Raw genomic sequence first — 17738 nt, 5'->3', positions numbered from 1 at the left:
ATGCCCTTTCGCGTTATATTTCAATAGGTTCAGTTCTTCTCTTGATCTACGAGCTTGCCCGCCGAAATCCAGGGCATCATGCCACGCAGCTTGGCCCCGACGTCTTCGATCTGATGCGCGTCGTTCATCCGGCGCGTCCCCTTGAAGAACGGCTGCCCAACGGCGTTTTCCGTCATGAAATCACGGACAAAGCGCCCTGTTTGAATGTCGGTCAGAATGGCCTTCATCCGCGCCTTGGTCTCGTCATAAGGCAGCACACGCGGACCGCTGACATATTCGCCATACTCAGCCGTGTTCGAGATCGAATAGTTCATGTTGGCGATGCCGCCCTCATAGATCAGATCGACGATCAGCTTGACCTCGTGCAAGCACTCAAAGTAAGCCATTTCAGGGGCATAGCCCGCCTCGACCAGCGTCTCAAAGCCCATGCGGATCAGTTCCACAAGGCCACCACAGAGCACAGCCTGCTCGCCGAACAGGTCGGTTTCGCACTCTTCACGGAAGTTGGTCTCGATGATCCCCGAGCGTCCGCCGCCGATCGCCGAACAATAAGAAAGCCCCAGTTCCAAGGCCTTACCAGAGGCATCGTTGTTGACCGCCACAAGGCAGGGCACGCCGCCGCCCTTGACATATTCACCGCGCACCGTGTGACCGGGGCCCTTGGGCGCCATCATGATGACATCGACGCCCTCTTTCGGCTCGATCAGGCCGAAATGGATGTTGAGACCGTGGGCAAATGCAATCGCCGCACCGGGCTTGATGTTATCATGAACATATTTGCGATAGGTCTCGCCCTGCAATTCGTCGGGCATGGTGAACATCATCAGATCACACCAGGCGGCCGCTTCTGCGATGCCCATGACCTTGAGGCCCTCTGCCTCGGCCTTCTTGGCCGATTTCGATCCCTCACGCAACGCAACCACAAGGTTTTTTGCCCCTGAATCCCGCAGGTTAAGCGCATGGGCGTGGCCTTGGCTGCCATAGCCCAGAATGGCGACTTTCTTGTCTTTGATCAGGTTGATGTCACAGTCACGATCGTAATAGACGCGCATGGCGTTCTCCTCTTTCATTGGATAGCCGCAGCATAGTGACTCCACGCGCAAAGACGCATGTGAATTCGGTTTGAAATTCGGTAATTTTTGTGCAATCATTCACAAACTCACAATTGACAAAAATATCATGTTCGACGACACAGACCGCCGCATTCTGCGGCAATATCAGCATGCACCGACTCTTGGCCCCGCCGAGTTGGCGGAGCGATCAGGTGTGGCACCTGCGACCTGCACACGTCGGTTGGAACGTATGCAGGAAGAGGGAATACTGCGTGCCAACCGCGCCGTCATCGACTGGCGTGCCCTTGGCTATGAAGTCGAGGTTTCGCTTCGCATAACGTTGGACAAAACCCAGCCACGCGCCTTTGACGAATTCATGGCAGCGGCCAGAAATGTCCCGGAAGTTCTTGAAATTCAAACATTTCTCGGTCGCGTCGATCTTCGGCTGTCGATCATAGCCCGCGATATGGGTCATTACCAACAACTGTATCGCAGCGCCATTCTCACCCTGCCCCATATCGCCGATATCGAGGCGCTCATGCATGTCGCCCGGATCAAATCCGACGAGGTGTTGCCGCTATGATCGAACTCGACACCACCGACCGCCTGATCCTGCGTGAACTCGTGCGTGACGCCACCCAATCCGCAAGCGCTATCGGCCGCATCCTCGGCCTGTCGCAACCTGCGGCTTGGCGGCGCATCAACCGCCTGCGCGAAACCGGCGTGATCAAAGGGCAGCGCCTTGAATTGGATCACGAAAAGCTCGGCTTTGGGGTCACGGTGTTCCTTGGAGTCAAACTCGCCACCAAGGGCCGGGTCAGCCTGGAGGATTTCGAGCGTGCGGTATCGGCCATCCCCGAGGTACAGACGGTCGAACATATCTTGGGCCTCTATGACTATCGCCTGCGCGTGGTGGCCCGCGACATTTCCGATTTCGAGCGCGTGCTGCGCCGCCGGATCATGACCCTACCAGGGGTCGGCGATGTCGAGGCCAATGTGCTGTTGAGCGAGGAACGTCGTCCGGGACCGATTGGCTGACGTGACGCACTGGACTTATGGGCCATCCCGCGCCATCTTGCCCGCAAGATAGAGGAGACATCCCATGACTGCCCTGCTCGACCACGTCGACCCCGATGGCCTGCTGGAATATTCGGTGGTGTTCACCGACCGCTCGCTCAACCATATGTCCGCCTCTTTTCAAAAGGTTATGCGCGACATTTCATCCATGCTCAAGGACGTCTATGCCGCCGATGCCGTGGTGCTCGTGCCCGGCGGTGGCTCTTATGCGATGGAATCCGTGGCGCGGCAATTCGGGCGCGGCGCGCATGCGTTGATCGTGCGCAACGGCTGGTTTTCCTTTCGCTGGAGCCAGATTTTCGACGCGGGTCAATTCACCTCAGACACCACCGTGTGCATGGCGCGGCAAACCGGCAACGGGGCGACCACGCCCTTTGCGCCCGCACCTATCGACGAGGTCGTGGCCAAGATCCGCGAAGCAAAGCCCGATGTGGTCTTTGCCCCGCATGTGGAAACCTCTGCCGGTCTGATCCTGCCCGATGACTATATTACGGCCTTGGCCGGGGCCGCACATGAGGTGGGCGCGCTGATGGTGCTGGATTGCATCGCGTCGGGCTGTGCCTGGGTCGATATGCGCGCCACGGGCGTCGATGTGCTGATTTCCGCGCCGCAAAAGGGCTGGTCGGCCTCTCCCTCCGCCGGTCTCGTGATGCTCTCGGCGCGCGCGGTGGCGCGGCTGGAAGAGACCACGTCGGACAGTTTCGCGCTCGACCTCAAGAAATGGCGCGCGATCATGCAGGCCTATGAAAATGGCGGTCATGCCTATCACGCGACCATGCCCACCGATGCGCTGCGCGGGTTCCGCGATACGATGATCGAGACTCGCGATTATGGATTCGAGCGGTTGCGGACTGCGCAATGGGAATTGGGCAATGGCGTGCGCGCCATGCTGGCCGCGCGCGGCGTGACCTCTGTTGCCGCCGAGGGATTTGGCGCGCCCGGTGTCGTCGTGAGCTACACCAGCGACCCCGACATTCAGAACGGCAAAAAATTCATGGCAGAAGGCATGCAGATCGCCGCTGGCGTGCCACTGCAAGTGGGTGAACCCGAGGGTTTCCGTACCTTCCGCCTCGGGCTTTTCGGCCTTGATAAGCTCTACGATGTGCCCGCAGCGCTGAAACGGCTGGAGGTGGTGCTCGCTAAGGTGCTCTGAGCCTCACCCCCGCGCCCCAAGTCCCATCTTCATCAGGGTCTTGCGCACCGGGGCCAGTGAATAGATCGCGCTCAGCGCCTGCGCGCGCGCATCCCGCAGGGGCTGTGCGCTCAGCATCGAGGCGCGGTTGAGCAGGTCGATCCCGGTCACGCGCGCCTGCACTTCCCAATGCCTGCGGCGATGGTAGGTGTCGAGCATCTGGCGGTCGCCCAAACGCTCGGGGTTCGCCTCGGCCAGGTCCAGCAGCACCCGCATATCGCCAAGCGACATGTTCAGACCCTGTGCGCCAATCGGCGGCACCACATGCGCAGCCTCAGCCACGAGCGCCACCCGCTCGGTTGACATGCGCTCGGCCACTTGGCTGATGATCGGCCAGACGCTGCGGCGCGACGCCAGCGTCAGGGGGCCAAAGAGCTGACAGGAGCGGGCGTTCATCGTCGCTTCGAATTCGGCCACCGGCAGCGCGGCCAGGCGCGCCACCTCTGGCCCCTCTTCCATCCAGACCACCGCCGACGACGGCCGTCCCTCATGGTCAGGGAGCGGCACAAGAGTGAACGGCCCACCAGAACGGTGAATTTCGGTCGATACATTGTCATGCGGGATCGGATGCGTGACGGCAAAGGCAAGCGCCTTTTGCCCATAACGTGTTGTTTTCAAACGAATGCCTGCTGCTTCGCGGATCGGCGAATTGCGCCCGTCGGCGGCAATCACCAAACGGCATCGCACGCGGGCACCGTCAGTCAGCCCCACGCGTGCCTCTGCCTCGCGGGTAAAGAGCGTGGTGGTGCCGGTGCCGGGCCTGAACGTGACCGAGGGCAGGCTTTCCAGATGCGCCACCATCTCGCGGCGCAAGAGCCAGTTGGGCAAGTTCCAGCCAAAGGGACGCTCGGAAATATCGCTGGCGTTGAATTCTCTTACAACGCGTGGCTCAGCCACTTCTCCGCCCGCATCAACGATCCGCATCACTTGCAGGTCGGTGGCAAACGGGGCTAGCCGCGCCCAGAGGCCTGCGTGATCCAAGAGTGCCTGGGCGGGTTGCAAAAACGCCGTCGTGCGCAAGTCAGACCCTTCGGCATCACGCGCGGTCACCGGCGGCGCGGGATCAACGCAGAGCACGGAAAAGCCCGCGTGGCCAAGGACCGCAGCCGCCGTCAGACCGGCAACCCCGCCGCCCGAGACCACGATATCATAGTCTGCCTGCGCCATTCTCAGAGCCTCCGAAAGCGGTCGAGTGCTTGCTCAGCCGCGCGAGATCAAAATCAGCATCACCCAGATCACCGGGACAAGGGCCAGTGCCGGAATATAAAGCCCCGGAATGCCCCAAAGCACAATGCTTGTGGCCCATCCGGCCAGAAAAACCGCCACGCTCAACAGGATCGGGCCAACGGCGGCGGCGTCGGGATCATGGCTCTTGGCGGGGGCTTGCTTGGCATCGCTGGGGGCTGCGGTCGCGGTCATGTCGGGCCTCTTGGTCTAAGATGAATCTCGTGACGCATAAATATGCCCCACCCCCCGCGTTCAAAGGGACGTATCGCCGCAGCGCTCAGACCAGACCCGCCAGAAATCCACCTAAATCATCGGTGTGATGATGAATGTGCGCTGCCTCGATCCGTTCGGGGGCCACATGCACGGTGCGCATTCCCATGGCATGCGGCGCCGCAAGATTGCGCGGGTCATCCTCGAACATTGCCGCAGTTTGCGGCGCGCTCCCATCCTGCCTCAGTATGATCTCAAACGCTTCGGCCTCGGGTTTCGGCCGATATCCGGCATGTTCCACGCCGTAAACCGCGTCAAACGTCCCCGTCAGTCCGCGCACGGTGATCACCCGTTCCGCATAGGGGGCTGAGCCGTTGGTATAGACGATCTTGCGCCCCGGCAGCGCGCGAATAGCTGCATTCAGCGCAGCGTCCGGCTCCAGATGATCAAGCGAGATATCGTGGACAGCCTGTAGATATGGTCCCGGATCAAGATCATGCAGCCGCATCAACCCCGCCAGTGTCGTGCCATGCTCGCGCCAGTAGTGATGCCGCAACTGATCCGCCTCGGCATGGGTCACGCCGAGCGTTTCCATCACAAACCGCGTCATCCGCACTTCGATCTGGTCAAAGAGCCGTGCCGAAGGAGGATAGAGTGTGTTGTCGAGGTCAAAGACCCATGTGTGGATGTGAGAAAAATCTGTCTTGGACATGGCGCAGATATAGGCGGCCGCGACATTGCGCGCAATCGCCCAAGGCTTGATCCCGCGCCCAAAGCGCGTAAGGTTCCCACCAACAATCAGAAGAAACGGACATGCTGATGAAACCGCCCCCTACCGATGCCTATTCGCTCATCCTTGAGGCAATAGATGTTGGCATCTTCAAACCCGGTGACCGACTGGTCGAGAGCGATCTTGCCGAACGCTTCGGCGTCTCGCGCACGCCCATCCGTGAGGCGCTGCAACGACTCGAGACGCAATCCATGCTCAGCCGCGACGGTCGCAGCCTGATCGTGTCGTCCCTGGACTACAACCAGTTGGCCGAACTCTACGTGGTGCGCGCCGAATTGGAGGGTCTGGCCGCGGAACTGGCCGCACGCCATGCGACCCCCGAAGAGGTGCGCGTGTTGCGCGACATGGTCGAGGATGATCGCACGCTCTTGGGCAAACCGGTTGAGTTGGCACGCGCCAACCGGCGGTTTCACAAGCAGATTCACTTGGCCTCGCACAACCGCTTTCTGGTGCAACAACTCGATCTTGTGCATCGCTCGATGGCGCTTTTGGCGACCACGTCCCTTGCGGCGGTGGGTCGGGATGAGGATGCGCTGCGCGAACATGACGCGATCGTCGTCGCCATCGAAGCCCATGATGGCAAGGGTGCGGCACAGGCCCTGCGCGATCACATTTCAAAGGCCTTTGTGACCCGGCTCAAGCTTGATTCCGGAGAGGTCAAATCCACCGTCTGACGTGCGCCGCCCTCGGGCGGCGACCGACAGGCCATGCGCCGTCTTATCCCAGAAAAACGGCTTCAGGATCAGCTCGTACAGCGCCTTATAGGCGGCAATAGCCCCCAAGGGTGAGTAAAAATGCATGGTCGGGGCCCATGCCATCAGATGTCGGTGACGCGGCCCCGCGACAGAGGCCATGTGAATGCAGACATTCAGAACCTCGACCGTCAGAAAGAGACTGCCCAACCCCACCAGCACCCTATGCGGCAGAACCGGGTCGAGCGGATGCGGCAGACCAAACAGCACAAGCCAGAAGGACCATAGGAACGGTGCCAGCAGAAACTGCGAGAGCGCCGAGACGAAATGCGCCTGGAACCCCCAGAACTTGCGCGGCCCGAGCTGCGCATAAAGCAATCGGGGCTGGCGCATATGCACGAGATAGGTGGTCATATAGCCCTTGAGCCAGCGGGAGCGTTGCTTGATCCAAGGCCAAACGCGGCAATTGGCCTCTTCCTCGGTCACGGTCTTGATCATTTCGGTGCGGTAGCCATGCCGTGCCAGACGAAAGCCCAGATCGGCATCCTCGGTCACGTTATGCGCGTCCCAGCCGCCCAATTCTTCTAGCACATCGCGCCGAAAGTAGAGCGTGGTGCCCCCAAGCGGAATGGCCAGCCCCAGCCGCGCCATGCCGGGCATAAGAGTGCGGAACCAGGTGGCGTATTCGATGGTAAAGCAACGCGCCAACCAGTTCTGTGTGGGGTTGTAGTAATCCAATATCCCCTGCAAGCAGGCCACCTCACGCGGCACCTGCTGAAACCGGCGGGCAACAACAGTGATCTGATCAGCCTCAGGCGCGTCCTCGGCATCGAAAATGCCGATGATGTCGCCTTCGCAGAAATCCAACGCATAGTTCATCGCGCGCGGCTTGGTGCGCGGTTTGCCATCGGGCACGATCACGGGCCGCACCCACGGCGGCAGGTCGATACCCGCCAGCGTCTGACGGGTCAGATCATCCTCCTCTTCGAGCACGAGGATCACGTCGAGCAGGCATTTCGGGTATGTGAGACGGCTCAGCCGGGCAATGAGCGCATGGGCGATTTCGGTTTCGCGAAAGAGCGGCACAAGGATCGACACCTTGGGAAGGGGACGTTGGGATCGAGGATCGAGCGCCGGAGTCGCCGTCTTGGCCACACGATGCGCCACAAAGGCAGCGATCTTGAGCCCGGCAGACACCACAAGGGTCAAGCACGCCCAAAAGGCAAACAGAGCGAAAATCATCACCGGAAACGCAAGGCTGAGCACTGCGATTCCGGCCAGACCGGCCAACGTTATCCGCAAGCGGCGGTCAAACGCTCCCTCCCAAGTGCGGCAACTCTCAGTCTCCGCCACGCGGGCCTCTGCCCGCGCTCGCAAGAGGTCACGGTGCTCTTGGGCGATGCGGTCCTGAATCGCGTGGCGCGGCGCCATCACTGCACGCGCACGCGCCAACGATTTGGGCAAGGATGGGCGCAACGCCGCAAGGCTCTCTGGCCCACCCGTGGCCAGAACCGTCGCCCCAGAGGCGGCGGTCAGAGGCAGCACGCCATATTTGAGCAGGATGCGTGGGTCGAGGCCCGCGTCAACCGGCTCGGCAACCGCGAGGTCTTGGACCGTCCACCGTTGGCTGGACAGGCGGCGGGCGTGGGCCGCGAGCAAATCGTCTTCGGTCGCCAGCCCCTCGGCCTGCAGAATGCGGTCGAGGGACGTATCGCAATGCCGCCGCACCATCTCGGCCAAGGCGGCATCGGATCGGCTGATGGCACCGGCCCGAACCAGGGCGCGCCCCAGCGGATTGATCGGCACCCGCGCACCAGACCCGCGCGCGCCCATATGGCGGAGTTCGGAAATTCCCATGCTGCGCCCTTTCCCCATTCGGTTCAAGGAACGCTAGCGCGCCGTTGGTTAACGATGTTTTAAGGAGAAGTTAACAGAGACGACTTTCTGCCGGCTTAACCCGCCATCGAGGCCGCAAACCGCTCGAACAGATAGAAACTGTCTTGCGGTCCGGGGCTGGCCTCGGGGTGATGCTGAACCGAAAACACAGGACGATCCTTGATCCGGATACCACAATTCGATCCGTCAAAAAGCGAGACATGCGTCTCGACAACCCCTGCAGGCAGGGTCTGACTATCAACGGCAAAGCCATGATTCATAGAGGTAATCTCGACCTTGCCGGTTTCCAGATCCTTGACCGGGTGGTTGGCCCCGTGATGTCCGTGGTTCATCTTGATCGTTTCCGCCCCAAGGGCCAGTGCCAACATCTGATGCCCGAGACAAATACCAAAAAGCGGCAGCCCGGTCTCCAGAACACCCTGAATCATCGGCACGGCATATTTTCCGGTCGCCGCCGGATCACCGGGTCCATTGGACAGGAACACACCATCCGGTGAATGGGCCAGCACATCCTCGGCGGTCGCCGTCGCAGGCAGGACGGTCACGTCACACCCGGCACTTGCCAAACAGCGCAGGATATTGCGTTTGGCGCCGTAATCGACCGCGACAACCTTATACCGTGCCTCGGTCTGACGCAGATATCCGTCGGGCCAGGCCCAGCGCATTTCATCCCAGCGATAGGATTGCGCGCAGGTCACATCCTTGGCCAGGTCCATGCCCTCCAACCCGCCAAAGCCGCGGGCCCGTGCCACCAACGCCTCAACGTTGAAATTTCCCTCAGGATCATGGGCAAGGGCCACATGCGGCGCCCCCTGCTGCCGGATGGCGCGGGTAAGGCGACGGGTATCTACCCCCCCGATCGCAATCCGACCGCGCCGGGCCAACCAGCTTGTCAGATGCTCTTGCGCGCGCCAATTGCTCGGCTCGGTCGGGTCCCATTTCACCACCATACCTTCGGCAACAGGCTCGGCGGTCTCATCATCCTCGATGTTCACTCCGGTGTTACCGATATGCGGAAAGGTGAAGGTCACGATCTGCCCGGCATAGCTGGGATCGGTCATGATTTCCTGATAGCCCGTCATCGCGGTATTAAAGCACAGCTCTGCCGTGGTCACGCCCACCGCGCCAAACCCGTAGCCGTAAAAGAGCGAACCATCCGCGAGGGCAAGGCAGGCAGTCGGGCGGGGAGTGGAGGCGTGGGCCATGGGTGCGAGTCTCCGGCGCGGGCAAATTTGCGCATACCTACGGGCGTGCCCCGGTCGGGTCAAGGCCCAGTTGCCCCGCGGACCGACACGTCAGGCAGTTGCCATCACACCCCATTAACGTTAGGCTCCTCCTCTTGTAAAGATCATGGGGATGAACTGGAATGGAATTGCGCAACCGGGTCGATCAGGCCCTGAAACAGGCCATGCGGGACAAGGCGGCAAGCCGACTGGCAACGCTGCGCCTGATCAACGCTGCAATCAAGGATCAAGAAATCGCCGGCCGAAGCGCTGACGGAGCCACGCCCGTCGGCGATGCCGAGATCTTGGCCATTCTCGCCAAGATGACCAAGCAACGCAACGAGAGCGTGCGCGCCTATGAAGAGGGCGGGCGTCTTGATCTGGCCGAACGGGAACGCGACGAAATCAAGGTCATCGAGGAATTTTTGCCACGTCAACTGACAGAGGACGAGGTCAGCGCAGCCATAGACAAGGCAATCAGCGACGTTGGGGCCAGCACGATCCGCGACATGGGCAAGATCATGGGCAAGCTCAAGGATCGTCATGCCGGACAAATGGATTTCGGCGCGGTCGGCCCACAAGTCAAAGCCCGCCTCGGTTAGGCGCATCGACCGGGCGGTTCGTCCGCGATAACCAATTTCTGCCTTTCCCCGCCCCTCCGGACGCAGACCACTGCGGCGGCATGCACCGCGGGGCAAGGGTCATGGCAAGATCATGCTCTCGGAATCATCAGGCCCAATGGTTCGCGCCCCCTTACCCGACCAGCGGCGTAGGCGGGCGCAGCGCATGCGCCAATTCGCCGTAAAGCACCTTGCGCTCGTCCTCGGACAGAAACGCGCCGATCTCAACCTCGCGCCCGGCCCCCTTGAGCGTGAGGTAATGCGCCACCGGCCCCCCTTGGTCATGCATGTTGACCTGCGCCCAATAGCGGTTGCAGGTCCATTCCTGCACATCGCCGCGCGGATTGGTGCGCACCAGATGCACGTCTTCCGGCGCGATGGTCAAAACCTCACTCAGCCGCGCGGTGCGATAGCTATGCTCCAGCGCCCACCACACGCCCCCGACCGCCAAGAGCAAAAAGGGCAACAGCCCCCAGAGCACCGCCGTGCCAAGCAGCGGATAGAGGGGCACGGTGATGAGCGTGAAAGTGGTCAGCACAAAGGCAGCAAACCCCCGACGCGGCAGCGACCGGTGCGGCCAGAGAGACAGGGTAACTTCTTGATCAGCCTCGGCGCGAGGCCCGGTCCATTTATACGGCATATCAGGGTTTTAGCCTGCCTGTCGGAAATGAAAAGAGCGCGCGGAGGGCCTATAAGCCGGATTCTGTCCACCCCGGACCGTGATCCGGGGCTGGATGACCATTCCTCTTGAGACGTTGTTGCCAACGCCCCTCTAGCTGCCAACCCGGACCGCCGGGCCAAGACGTGCCTGCGGGCGGTATCGGTTGCCCGACCTGTCCCCACGCGCGGTCCCTATTTGGCATTGCTCCCGGTGGGGCTTGCCGTGCCGGTCCGGTTGCCCGTCCCGCGGTGGGCTCTTACCCCACCGTTTCACCCTTACCCGTGCGCAGTCTCCCTTGGCGAACCGCAGGTGCGACGGGCGGTTTCTTCTCTGTGGCGCTTTCCCTTGGGTTACCCCAGCCGGGCGTTACCCGGCACCGTTGTCTTGTGGAGTCCGGACTTTCCTCGTCACCCCCTTTGGGGGATGCCGCGGCCATCCGGCCCTCCGCGCAAGCGCTGACTTAGGCGCTTGGCGCGGTGCGGTCAACGGCGAAGCGTGCGGCAAGATCTGCCATCATCGCGCAATCCTCCGGCTCCAGCGGGCCAGTGACATGCGGGCGAAACCGCAGGCGAAAGGCGCGCAGGATATCGGCATCGCTGACGCCTTCGGCCCTGATGTAGCCAAAGCGCCCGGCATCGCGGGCGAATTGCGCGGGCGTGGCCTCGCCCCCTGCCCCAAGCTTTGGCCAGATCGACAGCCCCTGCCGCGCCAACCGCCGCCAGTCAAAGCGTGGCCCGGGATCGTCTTTGCGCGCAGGTGCCATGTCGGAATGGGCAATGACGCGCGCGGGCGTAATATCCCAGCGCGCCATGATCCCCGCCATCACCTCTTCAAGCGCCGCCATCTGCGGCTCGGAAAAGGGATGCGCCCCAGTGTTCGCCAACTCAATTCCAATGGAGCGCGAATTGACATCCGTCACATCTCCCCATTGCCCAGCCCCGGCATGCCAGGCGCGCGCGCCCTCCTCGACCAGTTGCCAGACGCGGCCATGTCCGCAGATGAGGTAATGCGCCGACACCTCGGCCTGCGCATCACAGAGCCGCTCCAGCGCCGCCTCTGTGGTCGCCATCGCCGTGTAATGCACGACAATCATGTCGGGCCGCACGCCCCCTCGGCGCGGGCCGAAATTGGGCGAGGGCCGCGAGATCACGGGCCTGTCAGCCGCGCACCGCATTACGGTACGGGCGCGGATCCCACCCGCAAGCATAGCCATCGCCATCGGGGTCAAGACCTTGGCGGTCCTTCTCCGGCCCACCACGCCGCAGGAAATCCAACTGCGCCTGATCCGCCGAGGGGTATTGCGCACAATTTCGCTCGAACTTGCTCGACGCACTCAATCCCATCCGTCGATAGACCGGCGTGCCCACGGCATGTTTACTGCTCAGCGCATATTCCACGATATTGGGACCAACGTCACTGGGACGGCTGCCAATCGCCTGTGGCTGGACCACCTGATATTGCGCGCGATTATTGGCAATCCGCGCAGCATCCTCTTCGATGGAACGCTCTGCGCCAACGGCATCAAAATTGTTCTCTTCTGAGATCCCGGCGGCATTCTCGACTGCGGGCGGAGGGTTGGACGGGCTTGCCTGTAGCGGCACCTCACCGGAATTGGCCGCCGCCGCATCAAGAGCGGCGCGCGCGTCCGCCGCGATGGCCGCTGCATCATCGGTCCCCGCCGACATGGCCTGTCCTGTGGCGTTCAGCGGTTCGGTCGACACCGCATCGGGCGGTGGCAACGCCCCTTGCGCCAAGGCGGCTTCGCGCGCCGCTTTCTCGCGCTCGTAGGTGCCATAGTCCTCAAACCCGACCCCGGCACCGCTGTCGGGAACTGCGGGCGCGCAGGCCACAAGCGCCACGAGGGCGACCAAACCAAGAGTGAACCGCATCTGTCCTAATCCTGCCAAAACCTCTATCGACCCGCGCCTTACCACCATTTCGCGGGCTTGGCCACAAAGCCTGCGGCCTCTTCCAGCGCATAAGCGGTGTTGAGCAGATCGCCCTCTTCCCAAGGTCGCCCAATCAGTTGCAGCCCCAAAGGCAGCCCCTGCGCGTTCAGCCCCGCAGGAACAGCAACGCCCGGCAAACCGGCCAGATTGACCGTCACGGTAAAGACATCGTTGAGATACATCTGCACCGGATCGGCATCCGTCATTTCACCCAAACCAAAAGCCGCACTTGGCGTGGCGGGTGTGAGGATCGCATCGACGCCAGCGGCAAAGGCCTCGTCAAAATCGCGCTTGATCAGGGCGCGCACGCGGCGGGCGCGGTTGTAATAGGCGTCATAGAACCCGGCGGACAAAACATAAGTCCCCACCATCACGCGGCGCTGCACCTCATGGCCAAAGCCCTCGGCGCGGGTTTTCTCATACATTTCCGTGATGCCATCGCCCTGCGCCAGCTTGGCGCGGTGGCCATAGCGCACCCCGTCATAGCGCGCGAGATTGGAGGACGCCTCGGCCGGCGCAATCACGTAATAGGCGGGCAGCGCGTATTTCGTGTGCGGCAGGCTGATGTCGCGAATCTCCGCCCCCGCCGCACGCAGCATATCGGCCCCATCGGACCACAGCTTTTCGATCTCGGCGGGCATGCCCTCCATTCGGTATTCGCGTGGAATTCCGATCACCTTGCCGCGAATATCCCCCGTCAGCAGGGCCTCGAAATCGGGCACAGGAATATCGGCCGAGGTGCTGTCTTTGGGATCAAAGCCACACATCGTGCCCAGCATGATCGCACTGTCGCGCACGGTCTTGGTCATCGGCCCGGCCTGATCAAGGCTCGAGGCAAAGGCCACGATCCCCCAGCGCGAACAGCGGCCATAGGTGGGCTTGATGCCGGTGATGCCGGTGAAGGCCGCAGGTTGGCGAATCGATCCGCCCGTGTCGGTGCCCGTCGCACCAAGGCAGAGATCGGCGGCCACGGCACTGGCCGACCCGCCAGAGGAGCCACCGGGCGTAAGCTCGGTCGCGTCATTGCCACGCCGCCACGGATTGACGGCATTGCCATAGCAAGAGGTCTCGTTCGACGATCCCATGGCAAACTCGTCCATGTTGAGCTTGCCCAACATGACTGCACCCGCATCAAACAGGTTCTGCGACACGGTCGACTCATACTCAGGCAGGAATCCTTGCAGAATCCGGCTCGCAGCTTGGCTTGGCACACCCTTGGTGCAGAAAAGATCCTTGATGCCCAGGGGAATGCCACACATCGCGGGCGCATCGCCCTTGGCAAGCCGCGCATCCGCCGCCTGCGCCTGTGCCCGCGCCAGATCGGGCGTGTGATGCACAAAGGCATTGAGCGCCCCGGCACCCTCGACTGCCGCGAGACAGGCCTCGGTCAGCTCGAGGCTGGTCACATCGCCCTTGCGCAGCGCATCGCGCGCCTCGGCAATCGTCAGTCTGTTCAGCTCGGTCATTATTCAACCACCTTCGGCACGGCAAAAAAACCCTCGCGCGCATCCGGCGCGTTCGACAGCACCGCCGTCTGCTGATTGCCGTCATTGACCACATCCTCGCGCCGCCGCAACCGCATCGGCGTCACAGAGGTCATCGGCTCCACGCCCGACACATCCACCTCGTTCAGCTGCTCGATAAACCCGAGAATCGTGTTGAATTCATCGGCCAGCGCCGGCAGCGCCTCGTCCTTGACGGCTATCCGCGCCAGCTTGGCCACCTTGGCGGCGGTTTCGAGATCAATCGACATGAGCCTCTCCCATGATCCGTTTGCCCTGCGTTTACCGCCGGGGCCGCGCGGGCGCAAGCGGATCGCGGCGCGCAGCGCCATCCGCCCCTTTCCTTGAGCGGCTGGACCGCTAAGATAACGCAATCAGGAAACAAGCGGAGATACCAATGCAGATCACATGGCTCGGCCACAGCTCTTTCCGGATCGAAATCGGCGGACAGGTCCTTCTCCTTGACCCTTGGCTCAACGGAAACCCGATGCTGCCCGAGGATCAACATGGCCCCGCCACAGAGGGCGCCACCCATATCCTGCTCACCCACGCGCATTTCGACCATGTCGCCGATGTGCTGCCTCTGGCCAAACGCCTCGGCGTGCCGGTCGTGGGGCAATATGACCTCATGTCCCATTGGGAGGCCAAGGAGAGCATCCAAACCCTCGGCTTCAATAAGGGCGGCACGGTCGATCTGGGCGGCATTCAGATAACCATGGTGCACGCCACCCATTCCACCTCGATCGCCACCGATGCCGGACCGCAGGTCACGGGCAGCGAATGTGGCTACATGATCGCAGGCGAGGGCCACGTGATCTATGTCTCGGGAGATACCGATGTGATGGCCGATATGGGCGTCTTCAACGCGCTGCATGCGCCCGATATCGGCATCCTCTGCGCGGGCGGGCATTTCACCATGGACATGCGCCGCGCTGCCTATGCGGCCCGGACCTTCTTTGATTTCAAGACGGTGATCCCCTGCCATTACCGGACCTTCCCGATCCTCGAGCAATCCGCCGAGAAACTCGCCGCGGCCCTGCCGGGGGTCGATGTGATCGAACCGCAGGTGATGCAGCCGATCACGCTCTGACCGACCCGCCCCCGCCGTGAAGGGGCAGGTCCCCCGCCCCTTTCACTGTTCCAAAAATACTCAAAAATCCGGCCTGCCCGCCCGATCCGCCTCAGCGTTTGGCGCGCCGCCATCCGGCGGCCCGCGCCTCGGCCTCGGAACAGAACCAGCGCTCGCCCTTGGCCTCGGTGATGACCGTAGCGTCATAATCCGCCTGTCCGGGCATGTGATAGATGCGCCGGTCCGATCCGCTGCGGTTGCCCTTGATATTACAGCCCGCTCGGGCTGCGGGCGCATTGGCGCTGGCCGCCGCCGCGCGCTCTTCGCGCACCATGCGGCGGTGATCCTCGGGGCGGGCCATCAGCACCTCATGCAGCCCGCGCCCGGCGATCACAGCCGCTTTCTCGTCCAGATCATAGGCCATGGAATATTTGCGATAGGCCAGCGCCAGACCGTCCGCCACCAGCATCCGGCCCAGATCTTGCCCCACCACCTCGCAACGTGCGACGGTGCGGTCATATCTGTCGGTATCCACCGCCTCGCAGCGCGCCTCGCGCCCCTCGATCCGGGCGCGCACCTCTTCGGCCACCCATGTGCCGCAATCCCAAGTCTCGCCATCGGGATTGGTGCAGATCTGCCCCAGTTCCGGCGCGTCGATCCCGTGCAGGCGCACACGCGTTTCGCCCACGTCAAACGTGTCGCCGTCGATCACCCGGATCAGACCGCCAAACCCCTCAGCCGCCACCGAGAGCGGGACCAGACCAAGACCGATGAGTAAACAAATTCTTAACATGCCCCCTTATGCAAGAGGCCGCGCCCGTCATTCAAGACAGAAGGTGAACAAAAGGTTAACGGATCACCGCTGGCTCTGCGCCCAGTCGGGATGCAGCCACGGTTCTGCATTCTCAGGCGGCAGCGGGCTGCGGCCCAGCACGGCATCGGCGATCTTTTCGCCCACCATGATCGACGGCGCGTTGAGATTGCCATTGGTGATGCGTGGGAACAGGCTCGAATCCGCGACGCGCAAACCCTCGACTCCGATCACCCGGCCCTCTGGGTCTACCACCGCCGTCGGATCGCTGGCGCGCCCCATCTTGCAGGTGCCGCAGGGGTGATAGGCGCTCTCGGCATGCTCGCGGATGAACGCATCCAGTTCATCGTCGCTCTGCACCGCCGCACCGGGCTGAATCTCATGCCGGACAAAGGGCGCAAAGGCCTCCTGCGCAAAAATCTCGCGGGTGAGGCGGATACATTTGCGGAAATCCTCCCAATCCTGTGCGTCGCTCATATAGTTGAAGCGGATCACCGGATCGTCGGCGGGATCGGCACTGCGCAGGGTCACAGCGCCGCGCGACGGGCTGCGCATCGGGCCAACATGCGCCTGAAACCCATGCCCCTCGGCGGCAGCCTTGCCATCATAGCGCACGGCGATGGGTAGGAAATGATACTGGATGTCGGGATAATCCACACCTGCCCCGGACCGGATAAAGCCACAACTTTCGAACTGGTTGCTCGCCCCCGGCCCGCTCTTGGACAAGAGCCACTGCGCCCCCACCCAAGCCTTGCCAAAGAGGTTCCAGTACTTGTAGAGGCTGACGGGCTGGCTTGCGGCCATCTGGATGTAAAGCTCCAGATGATCCTGAAGGTTCTGTCCAACGCCGGGGCGGTCGGCGACCACCGGGATGCCATGGTCCGCCAGATGCGCAGCCGGGCCAATCCCGGACAACATCAAGAGTTTGGGGGAATTCAGCGAGGAGGCAGCAAGAATCACCTCTTGTCGGGCCCGCACGACCTGCTTGTGGCCCTTGATGATCACCTCGACACCCACCGCGCGCCCCTCTTCGATCACCACGCGGGTGACAAGCCCCCGCAGCAGATCGCAAGCCTCGCGTTTCAGCGCGGGCCGCAGATAAGCATTGGCCGCCGACCAGCGCTGACCTTTGTGGACGGTCATCTCAAAGGGGCCAAACCCCTCTTGCTGATGGCCGTTGTAGTCATGCGTCTCGGGATAGCCCGCTTGCTTGCCCGCCTCGACAAAGGCGCGCACCAGCGGATTGTCCCGCTGCCCCCGGCTGACATGCAGCGGGCCATCATGGCCGCGCCAGCCCGCATCGCCGCCATGACCGCCATCGTGCCAGTTTTCCATCCGCTTGAAATAGGGCAGCACATCGGCATAACCCCAGCCGTCGCAGCCCTCATCGCGCCAATGGTCATAGTCGCGCGCATGGCCGCGCACATAGACCATGCCGTTGATGCTGCTGGAGCCACCAATCACCTTGCCGCGCGGACAGGCGAGGCGACGATTGCCCAGATGTGGCTCGGGCTCGCTCAGATAGCCCCAGTCATAGCGCTTCATGTTCATCGGGTAGCTCAGCGCGCCGGGCATCTGAATGAAAGGGCCCGCATCGGTGCCGCCATGCTCGATCACGAGCACGGATTTTCCGGCCTCGGCCAGACGGTAGGCCATGGCACAGCCTGCGCTGCCCGCGCCCACGATGACATAATCGGCTTGCATCAGTCTCTCTTTCCTTGCGCGCAATCCCTGCCGAAACCGGCCGAAATTGAGTATTTAAAGAAC

The 17738-nt window shown here is 62.3% G+C and carries 19 protein-coding genes and 1 other RNA gene; 6 read left to right on the top strand and 14 right to left on the bottom strand.

The window, feature by feature from the left end; genetic code table 11:
• Positions 1-29 precede the first annotated feature (29 nt).
• Positions 30-1052, bottom strand: coding sequence for a ketol-acid reductoisomerase (ilvC, locus tag VR71_RS24200; RefSeq protein WP_009817838.1), 1023 nt, complete (start codon positions 1050-1052; stop codon positions 30-32).
• A 127-nt stretch (positions 1053-1179) separates the two neighbouring features.
• Between ilvC and VR71_RS24195 the strand changes: the two genes are divergently transcribed.
• From VR71_RS24195 to VR71_RS24185, 3 genes are all read left to right on the top strand, one after another.
• A complete protein-coding gene (locus VR71_RS24195; RefSeq protein ID WP_040651353.1) occupies positions 1180-1635 on the top strand; it encodes an Lrp/AsnC family transcriptional regulator in 456 nt (151 codons plus the stop codon).
• Complete coding sequence (locus VR71_RS24190; RefSeq protein ID WP_009817836.1) at positions 1632-2090, top strand: Lrp/AsnC family transcriptional regulator; 459 nt, start codon at positions 1632-1634, stop codon at positions 2088-2090. Before VR71_RS24195 ends, VR71_RS24190 begins: the two co-directional genes overlap by 4 nt.
• Before the next feature lie 64 nt (positions 2091-2154).
• Positions 2155-3282: an aminotransferase class V-fold PLP-dependent enzyme gene (locus tag VR71_RS24185; RefSeq protein ID WP_045686836.1), complete on the top strand. Its 1128-nt coding sequence runs from the start codon at positions 2155-2157 to the stop codon at positions 3280-3282.
• Between the two features lie 3 nt (positions 3283-3285).
• Here the strand turns inward: VR71_RS24185 and VR71_RS24180 are convergent, their stop codons facing one another.
• From VR71_RS24180 to VR71_RS24170, 3 genes are all read right to left on the bottom strand, one after another.
• On the bottom strand, positions 3286-4488 hold the full coding sequence (locus VR71_RS24180; protein WP_045686835.1) for a UbiH/UbiF family hydroxylase: 1203 nt from the start codon (positions 4486-4488) through the stop codon (positions 3286-3288).
• Positions 4489-4521: 33 nt separating this feature from the next.
• On the bottom strand, positions 4522-4740 hold the full coding sequence (locus VR71_RS24175; RefSeq protein WP_009817833.1) for a hypothetical protein: 219 nt from the start codon (positions 4738-4740) through the stop codon (positions 4522-4524).
• A gap of 85 nt (positions 4741-4825) precedes the next feature.
• Positions 4826-5470 carry a pyrimidine 5'-nucleotidase gene (locus VR71_RS24170; protein ID WP_045686834.1) on the bottom strand — a complete coding sequence of 215 codons (645 nt, stop codon included), beginning with the start codon at positions 5468-5470 and terminating at the stop codon, positions 4826-4828.
• Positions 5471-5571: 101 nt separating this feature from the next.
• On the opposite strand from VR71_RS24170, the gene VR71_RS24165 reads away from it, so the two are divergent.
• The gene (locus VR71_RS24165) at positions 5572-6222 is read left to right on the top strand and encodes a GntR family transcriptional regulator (protein WP_009817831.1); all 651 of its coding nucleotides are present in this window, start codon (positions 5572-5574) and stop codon (positions 6220-6222) included.
• Here the strand turns inward: VR71_RS24165 and VR71_RS24160 are convergent.
• Together VR71_RS24160 and carA are read right to left on the bottom strand one after the other, a co-directional pair.
• A complete protein-coding gene (locus VR71_RS24160; RefSeq protein ID WP_296430868.1) occupies positions 6163-8097 on the bottom strand; it encodes a glycosyltransferase family 2 protein in 1935 nt (644 codons plus the stop codon). The two genes, VR71_RS24165 and VR71_RS24160, sit on opposite strands and share 60 nt — an antisense overlap.
• Positions 8098-8192: 95 nt before the next feature.
• Positions 8193-9341: a glutamine-hydrolyzing carbamoyl-phosphate synthase small subunit gene (gene carA / locus VR71_RS24155; RefSeq protein ID WP_045686833.1), complete on the bottom strand. Its 1149-nt coding sequence runs from the start codon at positions 9339-9341 to the stop codon at positions 8193-8195.
• A 161-nt stretch (positions 9342-9502) separates the two neighbouring features.
• On the opposite strand from carA, the gene VR71_RS24150 reads away from it, so the two are divergent.
• Positions 9503-9961 carry a GatB/YqeY domain-containing protein gene (locus VR71_RS24150; protein ID WP_045686832.1) on the top strand — a complete coding sequence of 153 codons (459 nt, stop codon included), beginning with the start codon at positions 9503-9505 and terminating at the stop codon, positions 9959-9961.
• A gap of 151 nt (positions 9962-10112) precedes the next feature.
• On the opposite strand, the gene VR71_RS24145 is transcribed toward VR71_RS24150, so the two are convergent.
• The 6 genes from VR71_RS24145 to gatC all read right to left on the bottom strand — a co-directional run bounded on the left by VR71_RS24145 (position 10113) and on the right by gatC (position 14342).
• Entirely contained in the window at positions 10113-10619 is a 507-nt protein-coding gene (locus VR71_RS24145; protein WP_045686831.1) for a DUF2244 domain-containing protein, read from the bottom strand.
• Positions 10620-10655: 36 nt separating this feature from the next.
• Positions 10656-11088: RNase P RNA component class A (gene rnpB / locus VR71_RS24435), an RNA gene on the bottom strand.
• A gap of 12 nt (positions 11089-11100) precedes the next feature.
• On the bottom strand, positions 11101-11733 hold the full coding sequence (locus VR71_RS24140; protein WP_296430876.1) for an N-acetylmuramoyl-L-alanine amidase: 633 nt from the start codon (positions 11731-11733) through the stop codon (positions 11101-11103).
• Positions 11734-11797: 64 nt separating this feature from the next.
• Positions 11798-12529, bottom strand: coding sequence for a hypothetical protein (locus tag VR71_RS24135; RefSeq protein WP_045686829.1), 732 nt, complete (start codon positions 12527-12529; stop codon positions 11798-11800).
• A gap of 38 nt (positions 12530-12567) precedes the next feature.
• A complete protein-coding gene (gene gatA / locus VR71_RS24130) occupies positions 12568-14055 on the bottom strand; it encodes an Asp-tRNA(Asn)/Glu-tRNA(Gln) amidotransferase subunit GatA (RefSeq protein WP_045686828.1) in 1488 nt (495 codons plus the stop codon).
• Complete coding sequence (gene gatC / locus VR71_RS24125; protein ID WP_040651348.1) at positions 14055-14342, bottom strand: Asp-tRNA(Asn)/Glu-tRNA(Gln) amidotransferase subunit GatC; 288 nt, start codon at positions 14340-14342, stop codon at positions 14055-14057. Before gatC ends, gatA begins: the two co-directional genes overlap by 1 nt.
• A 146-nt stretch (positions 14343-14488) precedes the next feature.
• Between gatC and VR71_RS24120 the strand changes: the two genes are divergently transcribed.
• Positions 14489-15181: a metal-dependent hydrolase gene (locus VR71_RS24120; protein ID WP_045686827.1), complete on the top strand. Its 693-nt coding sequence runs from the start codon at positions 14489-14491 to the stop codon at positions 15179-15181.
• Between the two features lie 91 nt (positions 15182-15272).
• Here the strand turns inward: VR71_RS24120 and VR71_RS24115 are convergent, their stop codons facing one another.
• Positions 15273-15953 carry a thermonuclease family protein gene (locus tag VR71_RS24115; protein WP_045686826.1) on the bottom strand — a complete coding sequence of 227 codons (681 nt, stop codon included), beginning with the start codon at positions 15951-15953 and terminating at the stop codon, positions 15273-15275.
• 63 nt (positions 15954-16016) lie between these two features.
• Entirely contained in the window at positions 16017-17675 is a 1659-nt protein-coding gene (gene betA / locus VR71_RS24110) for a choline dehydrogenase (protein WP_045686825.1), read from the bottom strand.
• Positions 17676-17738 lie beyond the last annotated feature (63 nt).

The sequence above is a fragment of the Roseovarius sp. BRH_c41 genome, assembly GCF_000961715.1.
In the GTDB taxonomy this organism is placed as follows: domain Bacteria; phylum Pseudomonadota; class Alphaproteobacteria; order Rhodobacterales; family Rhodobacteraceae; genus Roseovarius.
The sequence above is the reverse complement of the archived record's forward strand: the minus strand, read 5'-3'. Positions and strand labels throughout refer to the sequence as shown.